General features: G+C 65.7%; 27 protein-coding genes and 1 tRNA gene. 14 read left to right on the top strand and 14 right to left on the bottom strand.

What is annotated here, in order from left to right; all coding sequences use genetic code 11:
* The first annotated feature begins 151 nt into the window (after nt 1-151).
* The 5 genes from P0086_RS24600 to P0086_RS24580 all read left to right on the top strand — a co-directional run bounded on the left by P0086_RS24600 (nt 152) and on the right by P0086_RS24580 (nt 3,709).
* On the top strand, nt 152-388 hold the full coding sequence (locus P0086_RS24600) for an Lrp/AsnC ligand binding domain-containing protein (protein WP_112595878.1): 237 nt from the start codon (nt 152-154) through the stop codon (nt 386-388).
* Nucleotides 389-458: 70 nt separating this feature from the next.
* Nucleotides 459-1,451, top strand: a complete 993-nt coding sequence (locus tag P0086_RS24595) for an RluA family pseudouridine synthase (RefSeq protein ID WP_112595876.1) — start codon at nt 459-461, stop codon at nt 1,449-1,451.
* Nucleotides 1,451-2,116: an HAD-IA family hydrolase gene (locus tag P0086_RS24590; RefSeq protein ID WP_275790712.1), complete on the top strand. Its 666-nt coding sequence runs from the start codon at nt 1,451-1,453 to the stop codon at nt 2,114-2,116. The genes P0086_RS24595 and P0086_RS24590 overlap by 1 nt, the downstream gene beginning before the upstream one ends.
* Entirely contained in the window at nt 2,109-2,897 is a 789-nt protein-coding gene (locus tag P0086_RS24585) for an ATP12 family protein (RefSeq protein ID WP_275790710.1), read from the top strand. Before P0086_RS24590 ends, P0086_RS24585 begins: the two co-directional genes overlap by 8 nt.
* Nucleotides 2,898-3,037: 140 nt before the next feature.
* Nucleotides 3,038-3,709, top strand: coding sequence for a hypothetical protein (locus P0086_RS24580; RefSeq protein ID WP_275790708.1), 672 nt, complete (start codon nt 3,038-3,040; stop codon nt 3,707-3,709).
* A gap of 128 nt (nt 3,710-3,837) precedes the next feature.
* Here the strand turns inward: P0086_RS24580 and sugE are convergent, their stop codons facing one another.
* The 8 genes from sugE to P0086_RS24540 all read right to left on the bottom strand — a co-directional run bounded on the left by sugE (nt 3,838) and on the right by P0086_RS24540 (nt 8,745).
* Nucleotides 3,838-4,152, bottom strand: a complete 315-nt coding sequence (gene sugE / locus P0086_RS24575) for a quaternary ammonium compound efflux SMR transporter SugE (RefSeq protein WP_112595868.1) — start codon at nt 4,150-4,152, stop codon at nt 3,838-3,840.
* A gap of 183 nt (nt 4,153-4,335) precedes the next feature.
* On the bottom strand, nt 4,336-5,169 hold the full coding sequence (gene fghA / locus P0086_RS24570; RefSeq protein WP_275790706.1) for an S-formylglutathione hydrolase: 834 nt from the start codon (nt 5,167-5,169) through the stop codon (nt 4,336-4,338).
* A gap of 24 nt (nt 5,170-5,193) precedes the next feature.
* Nucleotides 5,194-5,856 carry a DUF1345 domain-containing protein gene (locus P0086_RS24565; protein ID WP_275790705.1) on the bottom strand — a complete coding sequence of 221 codons (663 nt, stop codon included), beginning with the start codon at nt 5,854-5,856 and terminating at the stop codon, nt 5,194-5,196.
* A complete protein-coding gene (locus P0086_RS24560; protein WP_148179895.1) occupies nt 5,853-6,308 on the bottom strand; it encodes a YaiI/YqxD family protein in 456 nt (151 codons plus the stop codon). The genes P0086_RS24565 and P0086_RS24560 overlap by 4 nt, the downstream gene beginning before the upstream one ends.
* 22 nt (nt 6,309-6,330) lie before the next feature.
* Nucleotides 6,331-6,804: a GNAT family N-acetyltransferase gene (locus P0086_RS24555; RefSeq protein ID WP_275790702.1), complete on the bottom strand. Its 474-nt coding sequence runs from the start codon at nt 6,802-6,804 to the stop codon at nt 6,331-6,333.
* The gene (locus P0086_RS24550) at nt 6,801-7,928 is read right to left on the bottom strand and encodes an S-(hydroxymethyl)glutathione dehydrogenase/class III alcohol dehydrogenase (RefSeq protein WP_275790701.1); all 1,128 of its coding nucleotides are present in this window, start codon (nt 7,926-7,928) and stop codon (nt 6,801-6,803) included. The genes P0086_RS24555 and P0086_RS24550 overlap by 4 nt, the downstream gene beginning before the upstream one ends.
* A 93-nt stretch (nt 7,929-8,021) precedes the next feature.
* The gene (locus P0086_RS24545) at nt 8,022-8,435 is read right to left on the bottom strand and encodes a helix-turn-helix domain-containing protein (RefSeq protein WP_275790699.1); all 414 of its coding nucleotides are present in this window, start codon (nt 8,433-8,435) and stop codon (nt 8,022-8,024) included.
* A 28-nt stretch (nt 8,436-8,463) separates the two neighbouring features.
* Entirely contained in the window at nt 8,464-8,745 is a 282-nt protein-coding gene (locus P0086_RS24540; protein WP_275790740.1) for a hypothetical protein, read from the bottom strand.
* On the opposite strand from P0086_RS24540, the gene P0086_RS24535 reads away from it, so the two are divergent.
* A complete protein-coding gene (locus P0086_RS24535; protein WP_275790697.1) occupies nt 8,675-9,619 on the top strand; it encodes a DMT family transporter in 945 nt (314 codons plus the stop codon). The genes P0086_RS24540 and P0086_RS24535 overlap by 71 nt on opposite strands.
* 218 nt (nt 9,620-9,837) lie before the next feature.
* Nucleotides 9,838-11,109: a hypothetical protein gene (locus tag P0086_RS24530; RefSeq protein ID WP_275790695.1), complete on the top strand. Its 1,272-nt coding sequence runs from the start codon at nt 9,838-9,840 to the stop codon at nt 11,107-11,109.
* Nucleotides 11,110-11,129: 20 nt separating this feature from the next.
* On the opposite strand, the gene lipB is transcribed toward P0086_RS24530, so the two are convergent.
* On the bottom strand, nt 11,130-11,858 hold the full coding sequence (lipB, locus tag P0086_RS24525; protein WP_112612481.1) for a lipoyl(octanoyl) transferase LipB: 729 nt from the start codon (nt 11,856-11,858) through the stop codon (nt 11,130-11,132).
* A 193-nt stretch (nt 11,859-12,051) separates the two neighbouring features.
* Between lipB and P0086_RS24520 the strand changes: the two genes are divergently transcribed.
* The 3 genes from P0086_RS24520 (at nt 12,052) to P0086_RS24510 (ending at nt 12,895) form a co-directional block, all read left to right on the top strand.
* Nucleotides 12,052-12,136 (top strand) — tRNA-Leu (locus tag P0086_RS24520).
* Between the two features lie 125 nt (nt 12,137-12,261).
* A complete protein-coding gene (locus P0086_RS24515) occupies nt 12,262-12,525 on the top strand; it encodes a DUF6538 domain-containing protein (protein ID WP_275790693.1) in 264 nt (87 codons plus the stop codon).
* 70 nt (nt 12,526-12,595) lie between these two features.
* Nucleotides 12,596-12,895 carry a DUF982 domain-containing protein gene (locus P0086_RS24510; protein ID WP_275790691.1) on the top strand — a complete coding sequence of 100 codons (300 nt, stop codon included), beginning with the start codon at nt 12,596-12,598 and terminating at the stop codon, nt 12,893-12,895.
* A 172-nt stretch (nt 12,896-13,067) separates the two neighbouring features.
* On the opposite strand, the gene P0086_RS24505 is transcribed toward P0086_RS24510, so the two are convergent.
* The 3 genes from P0086_RS24505 to P0086_RS24495 all read right to left on the bottom strand — a co-directional run bounded on the left by P0086_RS24505 (nt 13,068) and on the right by P0086_RS24495 (nt 15,536).
* On the bottom strand, nt 13,068-13,703 hold the full coding sequence (locus P0086_RS24505) for a methyltransferase domain-containing protein (RefSeq protein WP_162702563.1): 636 nt from the start codon (nt 13,701-13,703) through the stop codon (nt 13,068-13,070).
* A gap of 180 nt (nt 13,704-13,883) precedes the next feature.
* Nucleotides 13,884-14,627 carry a hypothetical protein gene (locus tag P0086_RS24500; RefSeq protein WP_275790688.1) on the bottom strand — a complete coding sequence of 248 codons (744 nt, stop codon included), beginning with the start codon at nt 14,625-14,627 and terminating at the stop codon, nt 13,884-13,886.
* A 414-nt stretch (nt 14,628-15,041) separates the two neighbouring features.
* Entirely contained in the window at nt 15,042-15,536 is a 495-nt protein-coding gene (locus P0086_RS24495; protein ID WP_275790687.1) for a peptide deformylase, read from the bottom strand.
* 335 nt (nt 15,537-15,871) lie between these two features.
* Here P0086_RS24495 and mgtE point away from each other — a divergent pair, with 335 nt between their 5' ends.
* The gene (gene mgtE / locus P0086_RS24490) at nt 15,872-17,302 is read left to right on the top strand and encodes a magnesium transporter (RefSeq protein WP_112595845.1); all 1,431 of its coding nucleotides are present in this window, start codon (nt 15,872-15,874) and stop codon (nt 17,300-17,302) included.
* Nucleotides 17,303-17,367: 65 nt separating this feature from the next.
* Complete coding sequence (locus P0086_RS24485) at nt 17,368-17,754, top strand: MerR family DNA-binding transcriptional regulator (protein ID WP_112595843.1); 387 nt, start codon at nt 17,368-17,370, stop codon at nt 17,752-17,754.
* Nucleotides 17,755-17,760: 6 nt separating this feature from the next.
* Here the strand turns inward: P0086_RS24485 and P0086_RS24480 are convergent, their stop codons facing one another.
* Together P0086_RS24480 and P0086_RS24475 are read right to left on the bottom strand one after the other, a co-directional pair.
* Nucleotides 17,761-18,813 (bottom strand): DUF1624 domain-containing protein, encoded by a 1,053-nt coding sequence (locus tag P0086_RS24480; protein ID WP_275790685.1) that lies wholly within the window; start codon nt 18,811-18,813, stop codon nt 17,761-17,763.
* Between the two features lie 118 nt (nt 18,814-18,931).
* On the bottom strand, nt 18,932-19,624 hold the full coding sequence (locus P0086_RS24475; protein ID WP_112593989.1) for a DUF599 family protein: 693 nt from the start codon (nt 19,622-19,624) through the stop codon (nt 18,932-18,934).
* Between the two features lie 653 nt (nt 19,625-20,277).
* On the opposite strand from P0086_RS24475, the gene P0086_RS24470 reads away from it, so the two are divergent.
* Nucleotides 20,278-21,678, top strand: coding sequence for an L-serine ammonia-lyase (locus P0086_RS24470; RefSeq protein WP_112593990.1), 1,401 nt, complete (start codon nt 20,278-20,280; stop codon nt 21,676-21,678).
* 68 nt (nt 21,679-21,746) lie between these two features.
* Nucleotides 21,747-22,184, top strand: a complete 438-nt coding sequence (locus P0086_RS24465; protein WP_112593991.1) for a DUF1489 family protein — start codon at nt 21,747-21,749, stop codon at nt 22,182-22,184.
* The last annotated feature ends 57 nt before the right edge of the window (nt 22,185-22,241 follow it).

Genomic DNA, 22,241 nt, shown 5'->3' with positions numbered 1-22,241 from the left:
ATGAATTGCCGGAAGCACCTTGCCGCCGGCGGCGCAAAATCGAGCATGCCTCTTGCGTCAAAGACGCGATCTCCGCCATAAGACCCGCAGATGGCGGCCGGGCGAGGCCGGCCGGACAATCGCCGCTTGATGCGGCGCGCGGAGTGAGCCGATGAAACCGATTTTCGTGCAACTGCAATGCGCCCCCGGGAAGACCTACGAGGTGGCCGATGCGCTCTACGCCACCGAACTGATCTCCGAGCTCTATTCCACCAGCGGCGAATACGACCTGCTGCTGAAGGTCTATGTCGAGAGCGAAGAGGACATCGGCAAGTTCATCAACGATCACATCGCCTCGATCCCCGGCATCGTCCGCTCGCTGACGACGCTGACCTTCCGCGCCTTCTGATCCGTCCTCCCTGCAACTTCCCCTTTGCCGGGACATGGGCTAAAGCACGGCCCAAAGAGAGAAGGCGAAGATGGCAGGTATCGAACACAGGCAGGTGGACCAGGACGAGGCGGGCATGCGGCTCGACCGCTGGTTCAAGGTCCACTATCCGGGGCTGGGCTTCGGCCAGTTGCAGAAGCTCCTGCGCTCCGGCCAGGTGCGCGTCGATGGCGGCCGGGCCAAGACCGATACCCGGGTGCAGCCCGGACAGACCGTGCGCATCCCGCCGATGGGCGTGGACGCCAAGGAGACGAAGGCCGGGCCGATCGGCGGCCGCGACCTGAAGCATTCGCCGGACGGCGAGCTGCTTTCCCGCATGCTGCTGCACGAGGACGACAAGGTGTTCGTGCTGAACAAGCCGGCGGGCATCGCCGTGCAGGGCGGCTCGGGCGTCACCCGCCACATCGACAAGATGCTGGAGGCCTGGACGAACCAGAAGGGCGAGAAGCCGCGGCTCGTCCACCGTCTCGACCGCGACACCTCCGGCGTGCTCGTCATTGCCAGGACCCGCGGGGCGGCGCAGAAGCTGACGGCGGCCTTCCGCGAGCGCGACACCAAGAAGACCTACTGGGCGATCGTCAAGGGCGTTCCGCGCAAGCGCGAGGACAAGATCTCGACCTGGCTGGTGAAGGAGCAGACGGCGGACGGCGACCGCATGCGGATCGCCAGGCACGGCGAGGAGGGGGCCGACCACGCCGTCTCCTACTACCGTATCGTCGAGCAGGCCGGGCAGAACTTCGCCTGGCTGGAGATGGAGCCCTATACCGGGCGCACCCACCAGCTTCGCGTCCATGCCGCCCATATCGGCCATCCGATCATCGGCGACCCGAAATATTTCGAGGCGGACATCAACTGGACCTTCCCCGGCGGCGTGCAGAACCGGCTGCACCTGCATGCCCGCCACATCGACATTCCGCATCCCTCCGGCGGGCGCCTGCGGGTGACCGCGCCGCTGCCGCCGCACATGGTGCAGACCTGGAACGTCTTCGGCTTCGACCAGAATGCCGCGGACGAGGACGACTGATGCGGCTTGTTCTCTTCGATTGCGACGGCACGTTGGTCGACAGCGCCCATCTGATCCACGAGGTGATGGCGCGGACGTTTGCCGATTTCGGCTTCGAGCGTGTGGGCCTGGAGGCGACAAAGGGCATCATCGGCCTGACGCTCGACATCGCGATCGCCCGCCTGCAGGGCAAGGCGCATGTGGACGACGAAGCGCTGGCGATGACGGCGCACTACAAGAAGATCTTCATGGGCGTGCGCGGCGAGCCGGGTTACCAGGAGCCGCTCTTTCCCGGTATCGAGACGCTGATCCGCAGGCTGGAGCGGCAGGACGACATGATCATCGGGGCCGTGACCGGCAAGTCGCGCCGCGGACTGGACGCGATCCGGCTCGCGCATGGTTTCGAAAAGACCTTCTTCGTTTCACGGACCGCCGACGATTGCCCGTCCAAGCCGCACCCGGCGATGGTGGCCGAATGTTGCGCCGAAACCGGCATCGATGCGGCGCGGACGGTTGTCATCGGCGATGCGATTTACGATATGCAGATGGCGAAGGCTGCCGGCGCGCAGGCCGTCGGCGTCGCCTGGGGCTATGCCAGCGTGCCCGAACTCGTCGAGGCGGGGGCGGACCACATTCTAAGGGAGCCGGCCGAACTGCTCGAGTGGCTGGAATTATCCGATGCGTGACATTCTCTCCGATCTTTCCGAGGCCATGAGCGACCCGGATCCGGTGCGCCGGGCGCAGATCCAGATGAAACGGCCGCTGCCGAAGCGCTTCTACAAGGACGTTTCGATCGGGCAGGGCGACGACGGCTTCGGCGTCCTGCTCGACGGCCGTGCCGTTCGCACGCCGGCCAAGCGGCCGCTTGTGGTCTCTTCCGCGCGCCTGGCCGAACGGCTGAAGGCCGAGTGGGAGGCTCAGGCGGAAGAGATCGATCCGGCGAAGATGCCGGTGACGCGGCTCGTCAACACGGCGATCGACGGCGTTTCCGACAATGTCGAAGCCGTCGCCGACGAGATCGTCCGCTTCGCCGGCACCGATATGATCTGCTATCGCGCCGACAGCCCGGAGCGGCTGGTGGCGACCCAGCGGGATGCGTGGGACCCGGTGCTCGAATGGGCTGCATATGAGCTCGGCGCGCGCTTCATCCTGGCCGAGGGCGTCATCCATCAGGAGCAGCCGGCGCAGGCGATCGCGGCCGTTGCCGCATCGCTCGGAGCGTTTCGCTCGCCGCTGGCGCTCGCCTGCATCCACACCGTGACGACGCTGACGGGCTCGGCGATCCTCGCGCTGGCCTTTGCGCACGGCCGTCTCGACGCCGAGACCGTCTGGCGGCTCGCCCATGTCGACGAGGACTGGCAGATCGAGCACTGGGGCACGGACGAGGAGGCCTTCCGGCGTCGCGAGTTGCGACGGCAGGAGCTCGAAGTCGCAGCCGCGGTGTTCGCCGACGAGACCGCGCGCTGAGGGGCGCGGCTCGCCGCGCCGTTCGCGTTTACCATTGATTGCATCTCGGGCTTGCCCCGCCGCGCCTGTCCGTGCCATGGCGATGGCAGGGACAGGTTGATTCGGTCTGCCGGCGACCATCGATTTACGGATGCAATTTCATGATGATGACCTTTCTTCGTGTGCCGCTCGTAGCGCTGGCGATGGCGGCGATGTGTGCTGTCGCCCATGCCGAGACGCTGAAGGATATCCGCAAGGTTTCGGTCGTTGGCGACGGATCGGTGTCGAAGGCCGTGGTGGAACTGACCGGACAGCAGCTGAAGCGCTCGGTCCGGGCGACCCGGCGGCCGGTGCCGCTGCCGAAGGTGGCGATGGAAGTGCAGCTTTCCAACGAGATCCGCGGTGCGGGCGCCCAGGCCGGCCGCAACTCGGCCGAGGTCACGGTCCTGCTGCGCGGCGGGCCGGGCGCACCCGTCGGCAGCGAACGCTTCACGGTCAACAGCTTCATGACCGGCAAGGCGGCGGACAGGGCGCTGGCCAATGCCATCTCGCAGCGGATCGCCGTCACCTACAGCCTTGCGCCGGTGCGGGCAGCGTCGACGGGCTCGGCCAGGTCGACAAAAGCCTACCGGAAGCCGGCATCGACAGCTCACAGGCAGACGGCGCCGCAGGCGCCTGCAAAGGTTTCCGCCGCGCCTGCGGCCGATCCGGTGATCATCCCGAGCGAAGCCGCGCTCACCGTCAAGCCGCGCGTGCGCAAGCCGAAGACCGAGGCGAGTGCCGCGAAGAAGCCGGCGCCCTGCGTCGTGACGGCGACGACCAGCTGCAACTGACGTCGTTTGGCACCTATCCGGCCGGTGCGTGATCGCGGCGATGCCGCGATCACGGTCTCCTTTGCCCCGCTCCATCTCGTCTTCGTGCCGGGCGCGCTCGCGCCCCGACCGGCAGAGCCGAGGATGGATCAGGCGGCGAACTTCAGGCCCATGATGCCGGTAACGATCAGGGCGATGCAGCCGAGCCGCAGGGCGGTCACCGGTTCCGCAAAGAGCATGATGCCCAGGATGACGGTGCCGACCGTGCCTATGCCGGTCCAGACCGCATAGGCGGTCCCCATCGGCAGGTGGCGGACGGCAAGGCCGAGCAGCACGATGCTGATCACCATGGCGCCGACGGTCAGCGCGGTGGGAACGGGTCTGGTGAAGCCGTCGGTGTATTTCAGCCCGATGGCCCAGCCGATTTCGAAGAGGCCGGCAAGTACGAGCAAAATCCAGGACATATCCTGCTCCGTTTGAAAGGAGCGGGGCCGTCCCCGCGATCGTTCCCGCGCCGTCTTCGTCTTGACGTCGCGGCAGCAGCCGTCTGCTGCCCGCCTATATCGCGATTGCGGCACAGAAAGACAAGAGGCGCCCGTGCAGGGATGGCTGCGCGGGCGCCATGGCATCCGTCCGCCCCACTTGTGTCAGCCGAGCCGCTCGGCGTGCCACCGCAGGTGGTCGTCCATGAAGGTCGAGATGAAGTAGTAGGAGTGGTCGTAGCGTTCGTGCATGCGCAGCGTCAGGCCGATGTCGGTGCCCTGGATCGCCTCCTCGAACAGCCAGGGACGCAGGCCGTTCTCCAGGAAGCCGTCGGCTTTGCCCTGGTCGATCAGGAATTCCGGGAAGCGGGCGCCGTCCTCGACGAGGGCGCAGGCGTCGTACTGCCGCCAGGCCGCCTGGTCGGGTCCCAGGTACTTCTCGAAGGAGCCGGAAGACCAGTCGGCGGTCGAAGGTTGGACGATCGGGGCGAAGGCGGAGCAGCTCCTGAAGCGGTCGGGATGCTTCAGCGCGATCGTCATGGCGCCGTGGCCGCCCATCGAATGGCCGAAGATGCCCTGGCGGCCCATGTCGACGCGGAAATGCTGGCCGACGAAGGCCGGCAGTTCCTCGGTGACGTAGGTATACATCTGGTAGTGCTCGGCCCAGGGCTTCTCGGTGGCGTCGAGGTAGAAGCCGGCGCCCTTGCCCATCTGCCAGTTCGTCAGTTCGTCCGGCACGTCGTTGCCGCGCGGGCTGGTGTCGGGGCAGACGACGATCAGGCCGAGCTCGGCGGCCATGCGGCGGTACTCGCCCTTCTCCATGACGTTGGCGTGGGTGCAGGTCAGGCCGGAGAGATACCACAGAACCGGGCAGGGCTCCTTGATCGCCTTCGGCGGCACGAAGACCGCAAAGGTCATCTCGCAATTGCAGGCCAGCGAATCATGGGCGAACACGCCCTGCATGCCGCCGAAGGCCTGGTTCTGGGATAGGACTTTCATGGGAACTCCATCGGTGTTTCGCGGTCACGAGGCCAGCGCCACCGCCGCATTGACGGCGGCTGCGACCAGCACGGTGTTGAAGAAGAACGAGACGATCGCATGCATGAGGTTGAGCTTGCGCATCTGCGTGGTGGTGATGGCCACGTCCGACGTCTGCGCCGTCATGCCGATCACGAAGGCGAAGTAGAGGAAATCGAAGATGCCGGGCGTGTCGGTTTCCGGGAAATCCAGTCCCCGCTCCGCGGGCTCCAGCGCCTTTCCGCCATGCGGGCGCCAGTAGACATGGGCATAGTGGACCGCGGCCATCGTGTGGATCGTGAACCAGCCGAGCACCACCGAAGCGAAGGAGAGCGTGAGGTCCAGCAGATCGACCACCTCGCCTTCGTTCAGCACGATGAACAGGGAGGCGAGCGAGACGGCGAAGGCGCCCACCGTCACGAGCAGGATGATCGGCGCCGGCGCGTCGGAATCGACTGCATGTTTCCGGAGGAAGCTGCCGGTGAGATAGGGCAGGCGCTGGCCGATCATCACCAGGTACAGCGTGAAGAAGGTGATCGCGCTCAGCTGCGCGGCAATGCGCATCCGCAGCCAGAGGGCGGCCGGCAGGACCAGGAGCGCGATGATCGCGGCAATGTAGAACGGGCGATGGCGGCTGTGTCCCGCCGCCGCCTTGGCCTGGACGCTCATGGCGCAGCACCTGCCGCTTTCGACCGGCGGCACAGGCGGTCCAGCGTTTCGAGAAAGGCCGAGCGGTCGCGCGGCGAAAAGGCGGCGTTGTAGCCCTTGCTCTCGCCCGTCTCGCGCAGGTGCTGGCCGAGATCGCGCATCGCGGTCGCCATGCCGATGTTGGTCCTGTCGAAGACCCGTCCCGTCGGCCCGGTGACGAAGGCGTCCTTGCCCACGCACCGGCCGGCCAGCGGCACGTCGGCGGTGACGACGATATCGCCGGCCGCGACGTGATCGACGATCCAGTCGTCGGCGGCATCGAAGCTTCCCGAGACGATGACGTTCTTCACCATCGGGTCGCGCGAGGGCCTGAGGCCGGAATTGGCCACGAAGGTGACCTCGATCCCGTGGCGCTCGGCGACCTTCAGGATCTCCGGCTTGACCGGGCAGGCATCGGCGTCGACATAGATCATGGCGTGTTCGCTGTCGTGTCCTTCAGGCGTTTCCGGGCGAGGGCGGCCGCAGCATGTCCACATGCGGGATGCCGTCTTCCAGATATTCCTCCGAAGTCGGCAAAAAGCCAAAGGCTTCGTAGAAGCGGGTCAGGTGGCTCTGCGCGGACAGCGCGATCGCCTCGTTCGGGTAGAGCTGCTCGCAGGCCGTGATCGCCTCGCGCATCAGCGCCTCGCCCAGGCGTTTGCCGCGATGGTCGGGCGAGACGGCGACGCGACCGATGCGGGGATGCGCATCGGCGACCGGACGCCAGAGCCTTGCGCAGGCGAGCAGGTCCGCACCCTGAAGCAGCCGCAGATGCAGGCAATCCGGATCGTTGCCGTCGAGCTCCGGGTAGGGGCAGTTCTGCTCCACGACGAAGACGTCGACCCGCATCTTTAGCATGGCGTAGAGATCGACGGCGGAGAACTCGTCGAGCCTCCGCACGTCGACCGTGTAGGCGGGCAGAGCGCTCAATAGACCACCACGCCGCGGATGCTTTCGCCCTTGTGCATCAGCTCGAAGCCGTTGTTGATGTCTTCGAGCGGCATGGTGTGGGTGATCATCGGGTCGATCTGGATCTTGCCGTCCATGTACCAGTCGACGATCTTCGGCACGTCGGTGCGGCCGCGGGCGCCGCCGAAGGCCGTGCCCATCCACTGGCGGCCGGTGACGAGCTGGAAGGGGCGGGTCGAAATCTCCTGGCCGGCGCCGGCGACGCCGATGATGACCGACTTGCCCCAGCCGCGGTGGGCGCTTTCGAGCGCCTGGCGCATCACCTTGGTGTTGCCGGTGCAGTCGAAGGTGTAGTCGGCGCCGCCGATCAGGTCGCCGCCCCGCTTCGTCATGTTGACGAGGTAGGGCACGATGTCGTCGCCGACGTCCTTCGGGTTGACGAAATGGGTCATGCCGAACTTCTCGCCCCAGGCCTTGCGGTCGGGGTTGATGTCGACGCCGATGATCATGTCGGCGCCGGCAAGGCGCAGGCCCTGCAGGACGTTCAGGCCGATGCCGCCAAGGCCGAAGACGATCGCGGTCGAGCCGATCTCGACCTTGGCGGTGTTGATGACGGCGCCGATGCCGGTGGTGACGCCGCAGCCGATGTAGCAGATCTTGTCGAAGGGCGCGTCGGGATTGACCTTGGCGACGGCGATTTCCGGCAGCACGGTGAAGTTGGCGAAGGTGGAGCAGCCCATGTAGTGGTGGATCTTGTCCTTGCCGATCGAGAAGCGCGAGGTGCCGTCTGGCATCAGGCCCTGGCCCTGGGTGGCGCGGATCGCGGTGCAGAGGTTGGTCTTGCGCGACAGGCAGGAGTAGCACTCGCGGCATTCCGGGGTATAGAGCGGAATGACGTGGTCGCCCTTCTTCACCGATGTGACGCCCGGGCCGACGTCGACGACGATGCCGGCGCCCTCGTGGCCGAGGATGGCCGGGAACAGGCCCTCCGGATCGGCGCCGGAGAGGGTGAAATCATCGGTGTGGCAGATGCCGGTGGCCTTGACCTCGATCAGCACCTCGCCGGCCCGCGGGCCTTCCAACTGCACGGTCATGACTTCCAGCGGCTTTCCGGCCTGAACGGCGACGGCGGCGCGTACGTCCATGATTTCTCTCCTTAACTCCAGTGAAACCTGATTCGATGCGGACCATTGCAGAGCCCGGGCGGGCACTCAAGTCCATCTCAACTGCGGGTGCGCTCAATCATCGCTTCGGCGACCGCGGATACCCAGCCGGGCGATCTCGGCCTCGAGCGCTTCGATCGCCTCGCCGGTCTGGGCATGCAGGCGGCGGATCTCCTGCAGGCGGTCGAACAGGGGATGGGCGAGCGCCTCCGGCCCCGTCTCGGACGGGGCCTCGCCGATCCCGGCGATCAGCCAGGACGGCGACACGCCGAGGACGCCGGCCAGCATGAACAGGGCCTGCGTGCGCGGCTCGGCATGGTCGCGCTCCCAGTCGCCGACCGTCTCCTCCGGCAGGCCCATCCGGGCTGCGAGTTCACCGAGCGACAGGTCGAGCGCGTCGCGCGCGCGCCAGATGCGGCCGCCGAGCGTGTCGCCGTCGGCGCGGGGCGAGCGGAAGGGGATCGTGTTGTCGTCGCCGGACTTCGCCATGACGGCCTCCGTTTTCTTCAGCGAAATCTTAAGGATGGAGAGGCTGGCTGGCTACCCCAATTGCGGCGCGCCCCGCCGCAGCGCCCGGGGCTTCGCGGCGCATGGCCGCCATCAGCACAGCGCCGGCTTGACTATGCCGTGCGCGATGCTGTTGAAAGCGCAGCAGCAAGGGTCGCGCGGCGATTCCGCCCATGATCGCCTGTCCCGCCATCTGCGCCACCGGCCCCCGGAGTTCATCCATGCAACCGTCAACGACGGAACACTTCAGGCAGCACACGATGCAGGGGATGGCTTTGATGGCGTTCGCCATGACCATCCTTCCCGGTATGGATGCGATCGCCAAGTACATGGCGACTTACGAAGGCATGTCGCCGGGGCAGGTGACCTTCTACCGCTTCTTCTTCCAGCTCGTCTGCACGCTGCCGCTGCTTCTGACGGTGATGGGGCGAAACGCCTTCCGGGCGAAGCGGCCATGGATGAACCTCCTGCGCGGGGTGCTGCACGGTGCGGCGAGCCTGCTGTTCTTCGTCGCGGTGAAATACATGCCGCTCGCCGACGTGTTTGCGATCTACTTCGTCGAACCGTTCATGCTGACGGCGATGTCGGCGTTCTTCCTCGGCGAGCGCGTCGGATGGCGGCGGTGGCTGGCGATCGCGGTCGGCTTCGGCGGGGCGCTGATCGTCATCCAGCCGAGCTTTGCGATCTTCGGGGTGACCGCGCTGCTTCCGGTCGCCTGCGCGTTTCTCTTTTCGCTCTACCTGTTCTTGAACCGGGCGATCGGGGAGGGCGACACGCCGCTGACGATGCAGACGATCTCGGGCTTCGGCGGCATGATGTTCATGGCTGCCGCCCTTGCCGTCGGAAACCTCGGCGGAATGGAGAATTTCGCGCTGTCGCTGCCGCAGACGCCGCTGTCGCTGGTGCTGCTCCTGATCCTCGGCTCGCTGTCCGGCTATGCGCATCTGCTGGTCGTGCGCGCCTTCCGGATGGCGCCGCTGTCGCTGCTCGCACCGTTCCAGTATTTCGAGATCATCTCGGCGACGATGCTGGGCTATGCGCTGTTCGGCGATTTTCCGAACCTCTGGAAATGGGTGGGCATCGCCATCATCGTGGCCTCCGGCCTGTTCATCATCTGGCGTGAACGGATGGCCGCCCGGGAGAGCGCCCTGGCTGCGCCGGATTGAGACGGCTGTGCCGATGCGGCACGGTTCTGGCGGTTGTGCGGTCGTGAAGCCACTCGCCGCCGGGTCGCTTTCTTAACATTTGAAGCATAGCGTGAGGCCAGGGCGCATCGCCGGGCCGGTTCCGCCGCGGTGCGCGTGTCGTCCATGGAATTCCATGCCGCGTCGCATGCGTTCGGCCGCTTTCAGACGGCGCGCGGGGTGGCTCGAGGAGCGTTTGCGTGTCGCCGGAATTGTCCGTTGTCATCCTGCTCGGCATCAATCTCGGCCTCGTCTGGCTGCTTCTGGCGGCCCCGCTCGGGCGGCGGACGCTTCGCCTGCGCCGGCGCTTCGATGCGGATGCGATGAAGGTGTGGTCGGCGGTCTTTCCGCTGGGCGCCAACTCGGACTGGCATCACTCCGTCCTTTCCACCACCCGGATCGGCGATGGCCGCGTCCGCCAGGCCTATGCGCAGGTGGACAGGACAGGAAAGCCGATCCTGCGCACGCTGCAGGTGAGCGACGTCACGACGCATGGGCAGGAGCGGCTGGCCTACTGCGCGCGGGTCATCGACGACAGCGCGCTGGATCCGGGGTTCTGGCGGCATTTCCGCGAGCGGCGCTCGCTGTCGGCCACGCAGGCCGGCAGCGTGCTGACGATCGAGCAGACGGACCGCTATCGCGGACTCGCCTTCCTGCTCTACCGCTATTTCTCGCTCCGGCGCGAGGCGAGGGCGCTGGACCAGTGGCTGCAGAAGGGCGCGTCGTCGCCGAACGGGCTGTTCGAGAAGCCGGTCGTGCAGGCGGGGCTTGCCGTCCTGTCCACGCTGCTGCTCTGGCCGTTCTTCGGGCTGCACCTCTATGGCCTGATGCTGTCGGCGATGCTGACGGTCGTCATCGTCCTGCACGAGTTCGGCCACATGGCTGCCTACCGGGCCTGCGGGCACAGGCAGGTGCGCATGATCTTCATCCCCTTCCTCGGCGGGATCGCCATCGGTGGCCGGCCCTACAATTCCCTGTTCGAGGTCTCGTTCTGCGCCCTGATGGGGGCGGGGCTGTCTGCCTTCCTGGTGCCGGTGCTTGCGGCACTGCAGGCCCTGCTCGGGGAGGACGGCGGATCGAACACGGATGCTTCGCGAATCGTGCTCGTCTTCCTCGCCATCCTCGGGGCGTTCAATCTGCTGAACCTCCTGCCGATGCAGCGGTTCGACGGCGGGCAGGTGCTGCGGCAGGTGTTTGCCTCGCGCCCGGCGCTGATCGCCTCCAGCTTCGCCGTCGCGCTGCTCGTGCTGGGCGTCGGCTGGCGAATCGGCCTGCCGCCGATGGCGCTGGTGGCCGGGCTTGCGGTGTTCACCCTCCTGAGCATGCTCGGCAGCCGGAGCGGCGTGAAGCCGCGGCACTCGCTGGTGCCGATGACGGGGCGGGAGCGCGTGCTTGCCGGTTGCGGCCTTTATGCCGCCGTCGGCCTGCACGCCTATGCGATCGTCTACGCCTGCGATCGCCTGTTTGCCTGAGACCGCAGCACTGCCGGGGCCTATCGATCCGTCGAGGGAAGCTGCGCCACGGGGCCGAAGACGGTCTCGAAGGCGGCCTTCAGCAGAAGATCGACGTCGCTCATCATGACGGGGAGGCCGAGATCGACGAGGCTCGTGACGCCGTAGCCGCGGATGCCGCAAGGGACGATGCCGCCGAAATGATCCAGGTCCGGATCGACATTGAGCGACAGGCCGTGAAAGCTGACCCAGCGGCGCAGGCGGATGCCGATCGCGGCGATCTTGTCCTCCGCCGGCGAGCCGTCGGGCAGGGGCGGGCGCTCGGGGCGCCGGACCCAGACGCCGACGCGGTCCTCGCGCCGCTCGCCCCGAACGTTCATCTGCGCTAGCGTCTCGATGACGACATCCTCGAGGGCGGCCACGAAGGCGCGAACGTCCTGCCGGCGGCGCTTCAGGTCGAGCATGACGTAGACGACCCTCTGGCCGGGGCCATGATAGGTGTACTCGCCGCCGCGTCCGGTCTGGAACACGGGAAAACGGTCCGGATCGACGAGGTCGACCGCATCGGCGCTCGTTCCGGCGGTGTAGAGCGGCGGATGCTCGACCAGCCAGACCAGTTCGTCGGCCTCGCCCGCGGCAATGGCCGCGGCCTCGCGCTCCATCGTTTGCACGGCCACGTCATAGGGGACGAGGCCGGGCTCGATGCGCCAGCGGATCGGCGGCGAGCCTTTCACGGCATGCATGGATTTTTCGAGTTCTGCGCGTTGCATGGTCGGGTCCTTCGGGCACTTCTCTGCCAATATAGGCCGGCCGATGCAAGGTTCTGAGGGCCGAAATCGCGCACCTCCAAGGCCTGTTGAAATTGTTGTCTTTGCCGTCAGATTTCTGTTGCAATGGCCTTGTGCACCCACAGGGCTTTTGCTACATGCAGCCCCGCCGGCGCAAATCGGCACCTACCACGATGCGGTCGTGGCGGAATTGGTAGACGCGCAGCGTTGAGGTCGCTGTGGGGCAACCCGTGGAAGTTCGAGTCTTCTCGACCGCACCATTTGGCTTTCGGCCAACTATCCGTTTTACCATTGCAATTTAGCATTCCCCTTTTGGGGGGACAGACGACGCGCTTAGTTCTGCACTGCAAAATGCACCGCAAGGCCCTTTCTGGAAAGGCTCGCGGTGGCGCGCAAACCAAAACAACTGACGATCGCCCGTGATCCCATGCGCTACCTTAAGGCGCGCGGGGCAAAGTGGCATTACGTTCGCCGCGTGCCTGCGCATTTCGCGCATATCGACGGGCGCGGCACCATCCAGATTTCCCTCAAGACATCATCTCTCGACGTGGCACAGCTGCGCCGCGATTCTCTGGAGCGCGCCGACGAGCTGCTGTGGTGCGCCGTCAGGATGCTGTGGGGAGCTGACGATCATATGACCGCCTCTTGACCCTGCGTGATGCCGAACAAATATAGGCACTGCTTCTTTCACCATCGGGTAACTGAGAGGAGGTCTTTCAATGCACATACCCGACGTACCTTGGTCCGTCGCCGTATCCGTTCAGCTTCAAAACGGCAACGAGCACATCTTCCATGGCCCCTATGACGCTCTGGACTTTCTGGAAAACGAATGGCCGACGCGCCACGGCCAGAAGTACCTGAGGGCTGTTCGTTCCTGCCGAGGCTCGCTCAACAAGATGACACCGCTCGCGATTGCGCGTGAGGACTTCATAGCTGCATGCCTCGAAGCCGGATTGCAAGCCAAGGCGATGCCGCCCGTGTTTGCCGCCAAGACCACGGGCGCACACTCCCTGCGATAAGGTTCCCGTCGGCCGCCATCCTTTGCCGACGATCGCCACGCCCGGGGATGGGGGTAGGGTGATCACCCTACCTTCGCCCCGAACCAGCGCATGAACAACACCGTGGGCGGGCGCTGAGGCGCGTTTTCGCGTAGGCCCGGTCGGCGGCCCGATATGCGTTCCAGCGCCCCGACTACGTCCCGGTCTTCGCCGCCGCCGCGGGACGCTCGCGAGCTCCGGCCTGACCGGCCTTCCTCCAACCCCGTCCGGTCTTCCGCTGGTTCCGGCGCAGATCGGCATAGGACGGCATCTCCCCGGCATTGTGGTAGTAGGCGATCAGGCGCCGGCCCTTGGCGGGATTGCGCAGCGGCTCCTCCACGACGATGCTGTAGTCGGGCGCCCGGCCGAACCAGCCGCTCAGTTTCTCCAGATCGACGGGGTCGTGCACGTGGTGCCTGTTGCTGCCTTCCGGCCACAGGAAGGGGACAGATACGAGCACCCGATCCGCCATCTGCGTCAGGTGCTGCGCGAAGGCGGCGGCATCGGGAATGTGCTCGAGAACCTGGAAGCAGGACACGAAGTCATATTTCGCATCCGGTTGAAAGGTGAAGAAGTCCTGCTTGATGCCGACGACGTTCGGCGACGAATAGGGACGGCGGATATCGACCGTGTGGCGGACGGGAATCCAGCGGAAGCTCTCGATGTACTCGGCGTCGGAACTGCCGACATCGAGATAGGACCTCGCGTCGGACGCCAGTACAGACACGATCTGTTCGATGTATCTGTAGTAGAGAAAATCCCTGCGCCTGGAGAAATAGCCTTTCGCCATGTCGTCGCCCTCAACTGGCGTCAGCAGTCGCATGACAATGGCGACGATATCACCTTTCGTGTGCAATCGCATCCGTCCGGGGAGAGGGCAGGCACAGCCGGCGAGCGACGCAGGCAGGTCGCTTGCGCGATCGGCCTGCGGTCGGGCTCCAGGGGAGGGCGCAGCGACGACCGCCGGACCTCAGTTGATGAAGCGGATCGCCAGCATCAGGCGGTCGCCGCGGGTGGGCGGCGAGGCACGGTGGTAGCACGAGGTGTCCTCGACGAAGCCGGTCCCGGCCGGGCCCTCGATGATCAGCTCGTTCTCCTGCCCGAACTCCTTGTAGACGGCGTCCTGGCTGGCGCGGGCGGAGCCGAGCAGCATCCGGAGCGGCTTGCTCTTGTGCGAGCGCCTGATCATGACATGGGCGCCGGAATGGCGATCGGTGTCGGTGATGTAGAAGCTCGCATAGAGGAAGTCGTAGCCGCCGACATCGTAGTGGTAGTCGATGACGTGATGCTTCAGTTGCCGCCGCTCCTCGTCGCTCATGTTCGAGCCGAAACTCCAGTCGAGGATCGTCGTGATCTTGCGCGGCTCGTGTCCGAGATAGCCGCGAACGATCGCGCGCAGGACGGGGTCGTTGATGACCTCCCGGATCTCGGGGCAGCGGGCAGGATCGGAGACGCCGCCGATCGGCATCTTCCGCCCGTCGGCGGCCACGCCGTTGGTCACGTCCGCATAGCGGAAGGTCGGGCCGTTCGGATCGTAGATCGCATGCAGCGGCTCGGTGAGGGCGAACGACTTGATCGCCTCCACGGTCGCCGGCGGAAGATTGAGGCCGATGAAGACGGCCTCTTCGCGGATGCTGCGGACGATGCCGTTCACATCGGCATCGGGAAAGAGGGTGGAGGGTTTGTGCGCTGTGTCGCGGGACGCAGGCTTCATCGCCTCCAACGTGTGACGCAAGGATCCGTAGGCGCTGCGAACGGTATGAAATCGGCCGAGCACATAGGACAGATCACGGGCCATTACTCTGTTTACAACGCCTGCCATGTTCATGAGTTCACCTCTTGAGGCCGGGGCAATACTTGACGGCGAAACTATACATTCTTCGATGTCGAAGGTCAGTCGCGCCTGACAGAACAAACGTCGTATGCGATCATCGTCTTAGTGCTTAGGTTGCATATTGCCGGCCGGTTAGGGCGGTGCAGGTGCATTGATCAGGAGTTGCACACCCGGAGGTAGTCGAGGCGTATGCGAGGTGGTGGCCCGGGGTAGGGACGACGGGCCGGTACATCGGCAGCCGCACGCCTCGCGCTGTCCTGAATCGGGTCGTCGCGGGCCTGCCCGCGCTGCCGATCAGGGTTGCAGCTTGCGGAATTTCTTCACGACGCGCTCGCGCTTCAGCCGTGACAGCCTGTCGATCCAGAAGATGCCGTCGAGCTGGTCGATCTCGTGTTGCAGGCACACCGACAAGAGACCGTCTGCCTCCTCGGTCTGGTGTTCGCCCGAAAGAGACTGGTAGCTCAGCCGGATGCGGGCCGGGCGCTCGATCTCCTCGGTGACGCCCGGCATCGACACGCTGCCCTCGGTGTGCCGGCGGGTCTCGGTGGAGAACCAGTCGATCTGCGGGTTGACGTAGATGCGCGTCGATGCCGGCCCATCGACCTCGATCACTGTCAGCCGCACGAGCTCGCCGATGTGGGCTGCGGTGATGCCGATCCCGGGGGCTGCGCGCATCGTCTCGGCGAGATCGGCCGCAAGCGCGGCGAGCGCGGCATCGAATCGGGTCACCGCGGCGCAGCGGGTGCGCAGCCGCTCGTCGGGAAAACGCAGGATCGGCCGTATCGTCATGTCGGGTTCCTCGGTTGTCTCCGGATCGACGTAGCGGTCCTTCCGGCATTTGGGAAGACGCCGCTCCCAGGCGGTCTGCGCTGGCCGCTTTGCCTGATTATGGTGCCCGGCGACGCGGCCCGCCGTTCCGGCAACAGTGGAAGAAATTTGGCGCGGTGACGCCGGGATTTGCCGCGCGCGGTGTGGACCCTGTCACAGGTTTCGGCTAGCACGGAACCTGTGACAGGGCGATGGCCGTCCTGTCGCCTGCAAGGCGGCGCAATCCCATTCCCCCTTCACCGTTCGCGTTCCAGGCTGGCGCGGTGCCGGGGCATGCTTTTCGAGGAGCGGCTCGGATGACGGACACCGGCGAAGACGATCGCGAGCGCGCCCGCCCTGCCGAGGGACACGCGGTCGACGTCGACGACATCTATGCACCGGACGGCTCGGTTCGCAGCGATTTCCTCATGCAGGTCGGGGCGGCGGTCGCCGACCGCGACATCCTGTTCTTGCGCCGGCACGTCGCCCATCTGCACGAATCCGAAATGGGCGACCTCCTGGAGGCGATTCAGCCGGACCAGCGCCGGGCGCTCGTCTCGCTGCTGGGGGCGGATTTCGACCTTGCGGCGCTGACCGAGGTCGACGAGGCGATCCGTCTCGATATCGTCGAGCACCTGCCGAACGAGCAGATCGCCGCCGCCATCGGCGAGATGGATTCCGACGATGCCGTCTACATCCTGGAGGACCTCGACCAGGCCGACCGGGAGGAGATCCTCGCCAAGCTGCCCTTCACCGAGCGCGTGCGCCTGCGCCGTTCGCTCGGCTATCCCGAAAGCACGGCCGGCCGCCGCATGCGTTCGGAATTCGTGGCCGTGCCGCCGTTCTGGACGATCGGCCAGACGATCGACTACATGCGCGAGGACGAGGACCTTCCCGACAGCTTCACCGAGATCTTCGTGATCGATCCGACGTTCCGCCTGCTCGGCGTCGTCGAACTCGACCGCGTGCTGCGCTCCAAGCGGGACGTCAAGGTCGAGGCGGTCATGCGCCAGACGAGCCATCCCATCCCGGCGCTGATGGACCAGGAGGAGGCAGCACAGCTCTTCGAGCAGTACGACCTTCTGTCGGCGGCCGTCGTCGACGAGAACGGCCGCCTGGTCGGCGTCCTGACGATCGACGACGTGGTGGACGTCATCCAGGAAGAGGCGGAAGAGGACCTGATGCGTCTCGGCGGCGTCGGCGACGAGGAACTGTCGGATACGGTGCTGGAGACCTCGCGTTCGCGCGTGCCGTGGCTGCTCGTCAACCTGTTCACCGCCTCGATCGCCGCCTCCGTGATCTCGCTGTTCGAGGCGACCATCGAGCAGATCGTGGCGCTGGCGATCCTGATGCCGATCGTCGCCGGGATGGGCGGAAATGCCGGCTCGCAGACGATGACGGTGACGGTGCGGGCGCTCGCGACCCGCAACCTCGACATCCACAACGCCTGGCGGGTGGTTCGCCGCGAGGCCGGCGTCGGCCTGCTCAACGGCATGCTCTGCGGCACGCTGATCGGCTGCGTCGCCGGGCTCTGGTTTCACGATCCGAACATCGGCGGGATCATCGCGACCGCGATGCTGATCAACATGATGGCGGCGGCGCTGGCCGGGATCCTGATTCCACTGGTGCTGGACAAGGTGGGGGCGGACCCCGCCGTGTCGTCGGCGGTGTTCGTGACCGCCGTGACGGATACGACCGGATTCTTCTCGTTCCTCGGGCTTGCGACCTGGTGGTTCTCGATCGCGTGAACCGGAAAAATTGACTTTCACGTCAAAGTAAATAAAATCGCGCCGACGAAATATCCGGAGCCGGTGTGAACAAGTACTATACCATAACAGAGCTGACGCGCGAATTCGGCGTCTCCACGCGGACGCTGCGCTTCTACGAAGACGAAGGTCTGATCCATCCCGAGCGGCGCGGGCGCACGCGACTGTTCCGGCCGGCCGACCGGCACCTGATCAAGGAAATCCTGCGCGGGCGCCGCATCGGCTTCACCATCTCGGAGATCCGCGAGATCATCCAGGTCTACAAGGATCCGCCCGGCGAGATTGGCCAGCTTCAACTTCTGATGCAGAAGGTCAGCGAGAAGCGCGACGACCTGCGGCAGAAGCGCAGGGACATCGACGAAACGCTGACCGAGCTCGACAATGTCGAGGAAGCCTGCCTGACGCGGCTGGCCGAGATCGGCGTCGGGACCTGACCTTTCCTATTCGCCTGCCTGTTCGCCTGGTTGCCCCGCCGAAAACGCCGCGGCGGTGCATTGCTGTGAGATATCGGCGATCCGGGCATCCGTATTGACGTTGATTTCCCCTCGATTGAGCGGCTCGAACAGCTTGCGCTGCACCAGTTGTTCGACCGTGCAGGCGCAGAAGGCCTGGCAGAAGGCCTGATCCGTGTCGGCGCTGCAGGCGGCGACGCAACTGCGGCCGTAGCTTGCGACCGGATCGGGCGCCGGCGGCGGCACCACCAGCGAAGCGAGATAGACCAGCGCGATCAGGATGGGCTGGTGCGCCAGATAGATCGGCAGGCTGTGCCTGCCGGCCTTCGCCAGCAGCGCGCCGGCCCGGCTGTCGACGAGCCGGCCGGGTGCCGCGGGCTTGGCCTTCACGAAGCGCGCGTAGAGGCGTGCGGCAGCCATTCCGAGCAGAAACGCACCGAACCAGGGCAGGAGCGGCACGTAGTCGTTCGACCGGGGCGGCGTCACCGACAGGCCGACCCACCACAGGGCGGGCAGGTCGAACAGGGCGGAACGAAGAAAGTGCGGCGCTGCGAAGGCTGCGGCCGAGCAGGCGAGGATCACGACAACCGGCAGCCGCAGGAACACCAGGCCCAGCAGGCTCGCCGTTGCGATCAGATGCAGGATGCCGAAGAAGATGAAGGCGGACGGAAAGATGAAATAGGTCGCCACCGTGATCGCCAGCGCCGCAGCGGCGATCTTCGCCATCCGGATCCAGAACGGGCGCCAGCGTATGGCCGGGCGATGGCCGAGCACGAGGCTGAATCCGGCGAGAAAGATGAAGCTGCCGGCGATCAGGCGGGCGAAGATCCGAAAGCCGCCCGTGGCAGCGGTGCCCTGGGGGATGTAGCCGAAGAAGTCGAGGTCCCAGCTGAAATGGTAGACCGCCATGGCGATCAACGCCACGCCGCGCGCCACGTCCAGCCAAGGGAGGCGGCGGGGGGATGCCGCGCCATCCGCGGGCGGCATTGTGGTTGCGGCGGGTGCCTGTTCGGTCGAAATGGGGGTCTGTTGATCGGTCATCTGCCTGTTCATCGAGAGTTGTCCGGCCGGCTGACGAGCCGAGGGAACGAAGGGGCCAGTCGGCATCGGTCGGTCCGAAAAGATGGCGTGCGGTCGCTCTGCCCCGCCGCGCGCAGCCTCACACGTCGACCTGTTCGAGCACGGTCCGGCGGGCATCCGAATAGAACTGCCGGCGGATGAGGACGAAGATGATGAAGGCGGTCGTCACCATGAAGAGATAGGGGCTGACGAACCAGCCGAGATAGCCGATCGACAGAAAAATCGCCCGCAGCCCGGCATTGAAATGGCTGGCGGCGAGGATGTTCATGCGGATCACCTTGTCTGCGGCGAGGTCGGCCGCCGCCGGGTCCTTGTGGATGTCGCCCGCCATCGGCACGGCGCCGAGAAGGATGGTGCAGTAGTTGAACAGCCGGTAGGACCAGCCGAACTTGAAGAAGGCATATCCGAAGATGCAGGCGAGCCCGCCGACCTTCAGTTCGAATCCGGCGCGGCCGGCCTGGAACACCAGAGGCAGGTCGCCGAAGATCATGAAGACCTTCTCGGTGGCGCCGAGCAGGGCGAAGCATCCGCCGAGCGCCAGGATCGAGGTGGAGGCGAAGAAGGCGGTGCCGTTCTGCAGGCCCGCCATGATCTGCGTATCGATCATGCGCAGGTCGCGGCGCATGGCGTTGCGGATCCAGGCGGCGCGCTGGGCGTTCATCGCCCGCGTCAGGCTCACGCGGTTGCGGAAACGCAGGCTGTCGGTGGTCCTGGCATAGGCCAGCCACAGCAGGATGAAGACGACGAAGGCAATCGGATCGGCGATGGTCATGGGCCTGTGATGTGCCATGGTTTATGCGATTTGCAAACTGGCGGTGAGCCCGGCGGGCCCGGATTTTTAGACTGCCGGCTTTTGTGTGGCGGGCAGGCATGCAGCCGGCACATGCCTCAAGATCGCAACCCTTTGATTTTAAATAAAATGCAATTGTTCTAAAGTATGACTGTTGTGCATTTGCCTTGGTTTCGCCACTTTTCCGGATTGCCTTTTCATCATTCCTTCACTAATGAAGGGCCGTCGTCGGGGCGATATGCAACGGACGACATGTCCTTCACCATCTTGGGGAAATCATGGAAAGTTCCGTACAGAAGGCCTGCTGGGGCCTCACCTTCCGCATGGTTCTCGGTTTTGCAGGCTTTCTCGGTCTCGTGTACCTCTTCGGCGGCAACTGAGCGAAATCACGGGCAGAGACTGAACGGCGCGCCGACCACTGGCGCGCCTTTTTCGTTTTGGACACGCCGCCACCGGCGATGTCGCAGGCACAATGACGGATGTCGGGGCGCCACCTTGGGCCCCTCCAGCGATCGCGTAGTTTTCCCGCAGGTTTCACATATTGCCGCGCGCGCCCGGCATCGCCATCTTACAGGCGAGGGCGCGCACACGGCAGAGGGTCGCGGTGCGGCCCATGGTTTCGGCAGGTCCACGGCATGTTTCTTTCCGTCTTCGACGTCTTCAAGATCGGTATCGGCCCGTCCAGTTCGCATACGATGGGGCCGATGTCGGCGGCCAACCGCTTCCTCGAACTGATCCTGTCCCCCGACTGGCCGCGGCCGGCCGGGGCAGCCGTGGCAGCCATCAAGATGAGCCTGCACGGCTCGCTCGCGTTCACCGGCGTCGGTCACGGCACCGACCGTGCCGTGATCCTCGGGCTGATGGGGGAGCGTCCCGACCTGGTCGATCCCGACCGGATGGACGCGATCATCGCCGAGGTGGAGCAGAGCGGTCGGATCACGCCGCCGGGCCACCCGGGCTACGCCTTCCAGCCGAAGACCGACCTGATCTTCGACAAGAAGACGCCGCTGCCGGGGCATGCCAACGGCATGTCGTTTTCCGCCTTCGACCGCGACGGCAGGCTGCTCCTGAAGCGCATCTACTATTCGGTCGGCGGCGGCTTCGTCGTCACCGACACCGAACTGGAGGCGATGCGGGCGACCAAGGCCCAGGCGAGCGAGCGCAAGGTGCCGTTTCCCTTTGCCACCGCCAGGGAAATGCTGGAAATGGCGCAGCGCTCCGGGCTGACGATCGCGCAGATGAAGCGGGCGAACGAAGAGACGGCGATGTCGCGGGCGGATCTCGATGCGGGCCTCGACCGGATCTGGAACGCCATGACGAGCTGCATCGACCGGGGCCTGCAGGGCGAGGGCATCATGCCGGGCGGGCTGAAGGTCAAGCGACGCGCCCGGATGATCCACGACAAGCTGCATGCCGAGTGGCGCTCGAACAAGTCCAACCCGCTGCTCGCGAACGACTGGCTCAGCGTCTATGCGATGGCGGTGAACGAGGAGAACGCCGCCGGTGGCCGCGTCGTCACCTCGCCGACCAACGGGGCTGCGGGCGTCGTGCCGGCGACGATCCGCTACTACCTGCACTTCCACGAGGACGCCGATGCCGACGGCATTCGCGACTACCTGCTGACGGCGGCCGCGATCGGCGGCATCATCAAGCACAATGCGTCGATTTCCGGCGCCGAGGTGGGCTGTCAGGGCGAGGTGGGCTCGGCTTCCGCGATGGCGGCAGCGGGGCTCGCCGCCGTCATGGGCGGCACGCCGGAGCAGATCGAGAACGCCGCCGAGATCGCGCTGGAGCATCATCTCGGCATGACCTGCGATCCGGTGGCCGGGCTTGTGCAGGTGCCCTGCATCGAGCGCAACGCGCTCGGCGCGGTGAAGGCGGTGACGGCCGCATCCTTGGCCATCAAGGGCGACGGAACCCATTTCGTCCCGCTCGACGCCTGCATCGAGACGATGCGGCAGACGGGCGTGGACATGAACGAGAAGTACAAGGAAACCTCCACCGGCGGTCTGGCCGTGAACGTCGTCGAATGTTGACGGCTGCTGCGGCTGTGGAGCACCTTCGTCCGGCTTGACGCCGGCCGCGGAAAGGCGTTGAAGGGGCCATGGCCCTGCATCTCATCAAGCTTTGTGTCGGCGCGGATTCGATCGAGGACCTGCGCGAGTGGGTGTCCAGGCGAGCGCTGGTGGCCATGGCCGCCGGGCTCGAGCCGAGTTCCAGCCATACGACCCGGATGGTGCCGAAGCGGGCGGAGGAGCTTTTGGACGGCGGTTCGCTCTACTGGGTGATCAAGGGGCAGGTGCAGGCGCGCCAGCGGCTGCTCGACCTGAAGACCTTCACCGATGCCGACGGGATCGGCCGCTGCGAACTGGTGCTCGGCCCGGAAGTGATCGAGACGGAATTCCAGCCCAAGCGCGCCTTCCAGGGCTGGCGCTACCTGAAGGACGAAGAGGCGCCGCGCGACCTCAAGAGCCTCGGCTCCGACGGCGCCGAACTGCCGATGGAGCTTCGCCGCGAACTCGCCGAACTCGGCCTGCTCTAGCTGTGAGCTTTCAGCAGGTTGTCCATTCGGAGCAGATCGAGGAGACTGGAGTTACCA

The sequence above is a fragment of the Mycoplana sp. MJR14 genome (genome assembly GCF_029210525.1).
In the GTDB taxonomy this organism is placed as follows: domain Bacteria; phylum Pseudomonadota; class Alphaproteobacteria; order Rhizobiales; family Rhizobiaceae; genus Mycoplana.
This window is presented reverse-complemented; position numbering and strand designations above follow the sequence as displayed.

Excerpts from the sequence above, each read along its gene's own strand:
- P0086_RS24500 (WP_275790688.1), bottom strand. The coding sequence starts at position 14,627 with ATGAAGCCTGCGTCCCGCGACACAGCGCACAAACCCTCCACCCTCTTT.
- P0086_RS24590 (WP_275790712.1), top strand. The coding sequence starts at position 1,451 with ATGCGGCTTGTTCTCTTCGATTGCGACGGCACGTTGGTCGACAGCGCC.
- P0086_RS24475 (WP_112593989.1), bottom strand. The coding sequence starts at position 19,624 with ATGACCATCGCCGATCCGATTGCCTTCGTCGTCTTCATCCTGCTGTGG.
- P0086_RS24580 (WP_275790708.1), top strand. The coding sequence starts at position 3,038 with ATGATGATGACCTTTCTTCGTGTGCCGCTCGTAGCGCTGGCGATGGCG.
- P0086_RS24595 (WP_112595876.1), top strand. The coding sequence starts at position 459 with ATGGCAGGTATCGAACACAGGCAGGTGGACCAGGACGAGGCGGGCATG.
- P0086_RS24545 (WP_275790699.1), bottom strand. The coding sequence starts at position 8,435 with ATGGCGAAGTCCGGCGACGACAACACGATCCCCTTCCGCTCGCCCCGC.
- P0086_RS24470 (WP_112593990.1), top strand. The coding sequence starts at position 20,278 with ATGTTTCTTTCCGTCTTCGACGTCTTCAAGATCGGTATCGGCCCGTCC.
- fghA (WP_275790706.1), bottom strand. The coding sequence starts at position 5,169 with ATGAAAGTCCTATCCCAGAACCAGGCCTTCGGCGGCATGCAGGGCGTG.
- P0086_RS24510 (WP_275790691.1), top strand. The coding sequence starts at position 12,596 with ATGCACATACCCGACGTACCTTGGTCCGTCGCCGTATCCGTTCAGCTT.
- P0086_RS24560 (WP_148179895.1), bottom strand. The coding sequence starts at position 6,308 with ATGATCTATGTCGACGCCGATGCCTGCCCGGTCAAGCCGGAGATCCTG.
- P0086_RS24505 (WP_162702563.1), bottom strand. The coding sequence starts at position 13,703 with ATGGCGAAAGGCTATTTCTCCAGGCGCAGGGATTTTCTCTACTACAGA.
- P0086_RS24550 (WP_275790701.1), bottom strand. The coding sequence starts at position 7,928 with ATGGACGTACGCGCCGCCGTCGCCGTTCAGGCCGGAAAGCCGCTGGAA.
- P0086_RS24495 (WP_275790687.1), bottom strand. The coding sequence starts at position 15,536 with ATGACGATACGGCCGATCCTGCGTTTTCCCGACGAGCGGCTGCGCACC.
- mgtE (WP_112595845.1), top strand. The coding sequence starts at position 15,872 with ATGACGGACACCGGCGAAGACGATCGCGAGCGCGCCCGCCCTGCCGAG.
- P0086_RS24565 (WP_275790705.1), bottom strand. The coding sequence starts at position 5,856 with ATGAGCGTCCAGGCCAAGGCGGCGGCGGGACACAGCCGCCATCGCCCG.
- P0086_RS24465 (WP_112593991.1), top strand. The coding sequence starts at position 21,747 with ATGGCCCTGCATCTCATCAAGCTTTGTGTCGGCGCGGATTCGATCGAG.
- lipB (WP_112612481.1), bottom strand. The coding sequence starts at position 11,858 with ATGCAACGCGCAGAACTCGAAAAATCCATGCATGCCGTGAAAGGCTCG.
- P0086_RS24480 (WP_275790685.1), bottom strand. The coding sequence starts at position 18,813 with ATGACCGATCAACAGACCCCCATTTCGACCGAACAGGCACCCGCCGCA.
- P0086_RS24600 (WP_112595878.1), top strand. The coding sequence starts at position 152 with ATGAAACCGATTTTCGTGCAACTGCAATGCGCCCCCGGGAAGACCTAC.
- P0086_RS24535 (WP_275790697.1), top strand. The coding sequence starts at position 8,675 with ATGCAACCGTCAACGACGGAACACTTCAGGCAGCACACGATGCAGGGG.
- sugE (WP_112595868.1), bottom strand. The coding sequence starts at position 4,152 with ATGTCCTGGATTTTGCTCGTACTTGCCGGCCTCTTCGAAATCGGCTGG.
- P0086_RS24585 (WP_275790710.1), top strand. The coding sequence starts at position 2,109 with ATGCGTGACATTCTCTCCGATCTTTCCGAGGCCATGAGCGACCCGGAT.
- P0086_RS24540 (WP_275790740.1), bottom strand. The coding sequence starts at position 8,745 with ATGGCGAACGCCATCAAAGCCATCCCCTGCATCGTGTGCTGCCTGAAG.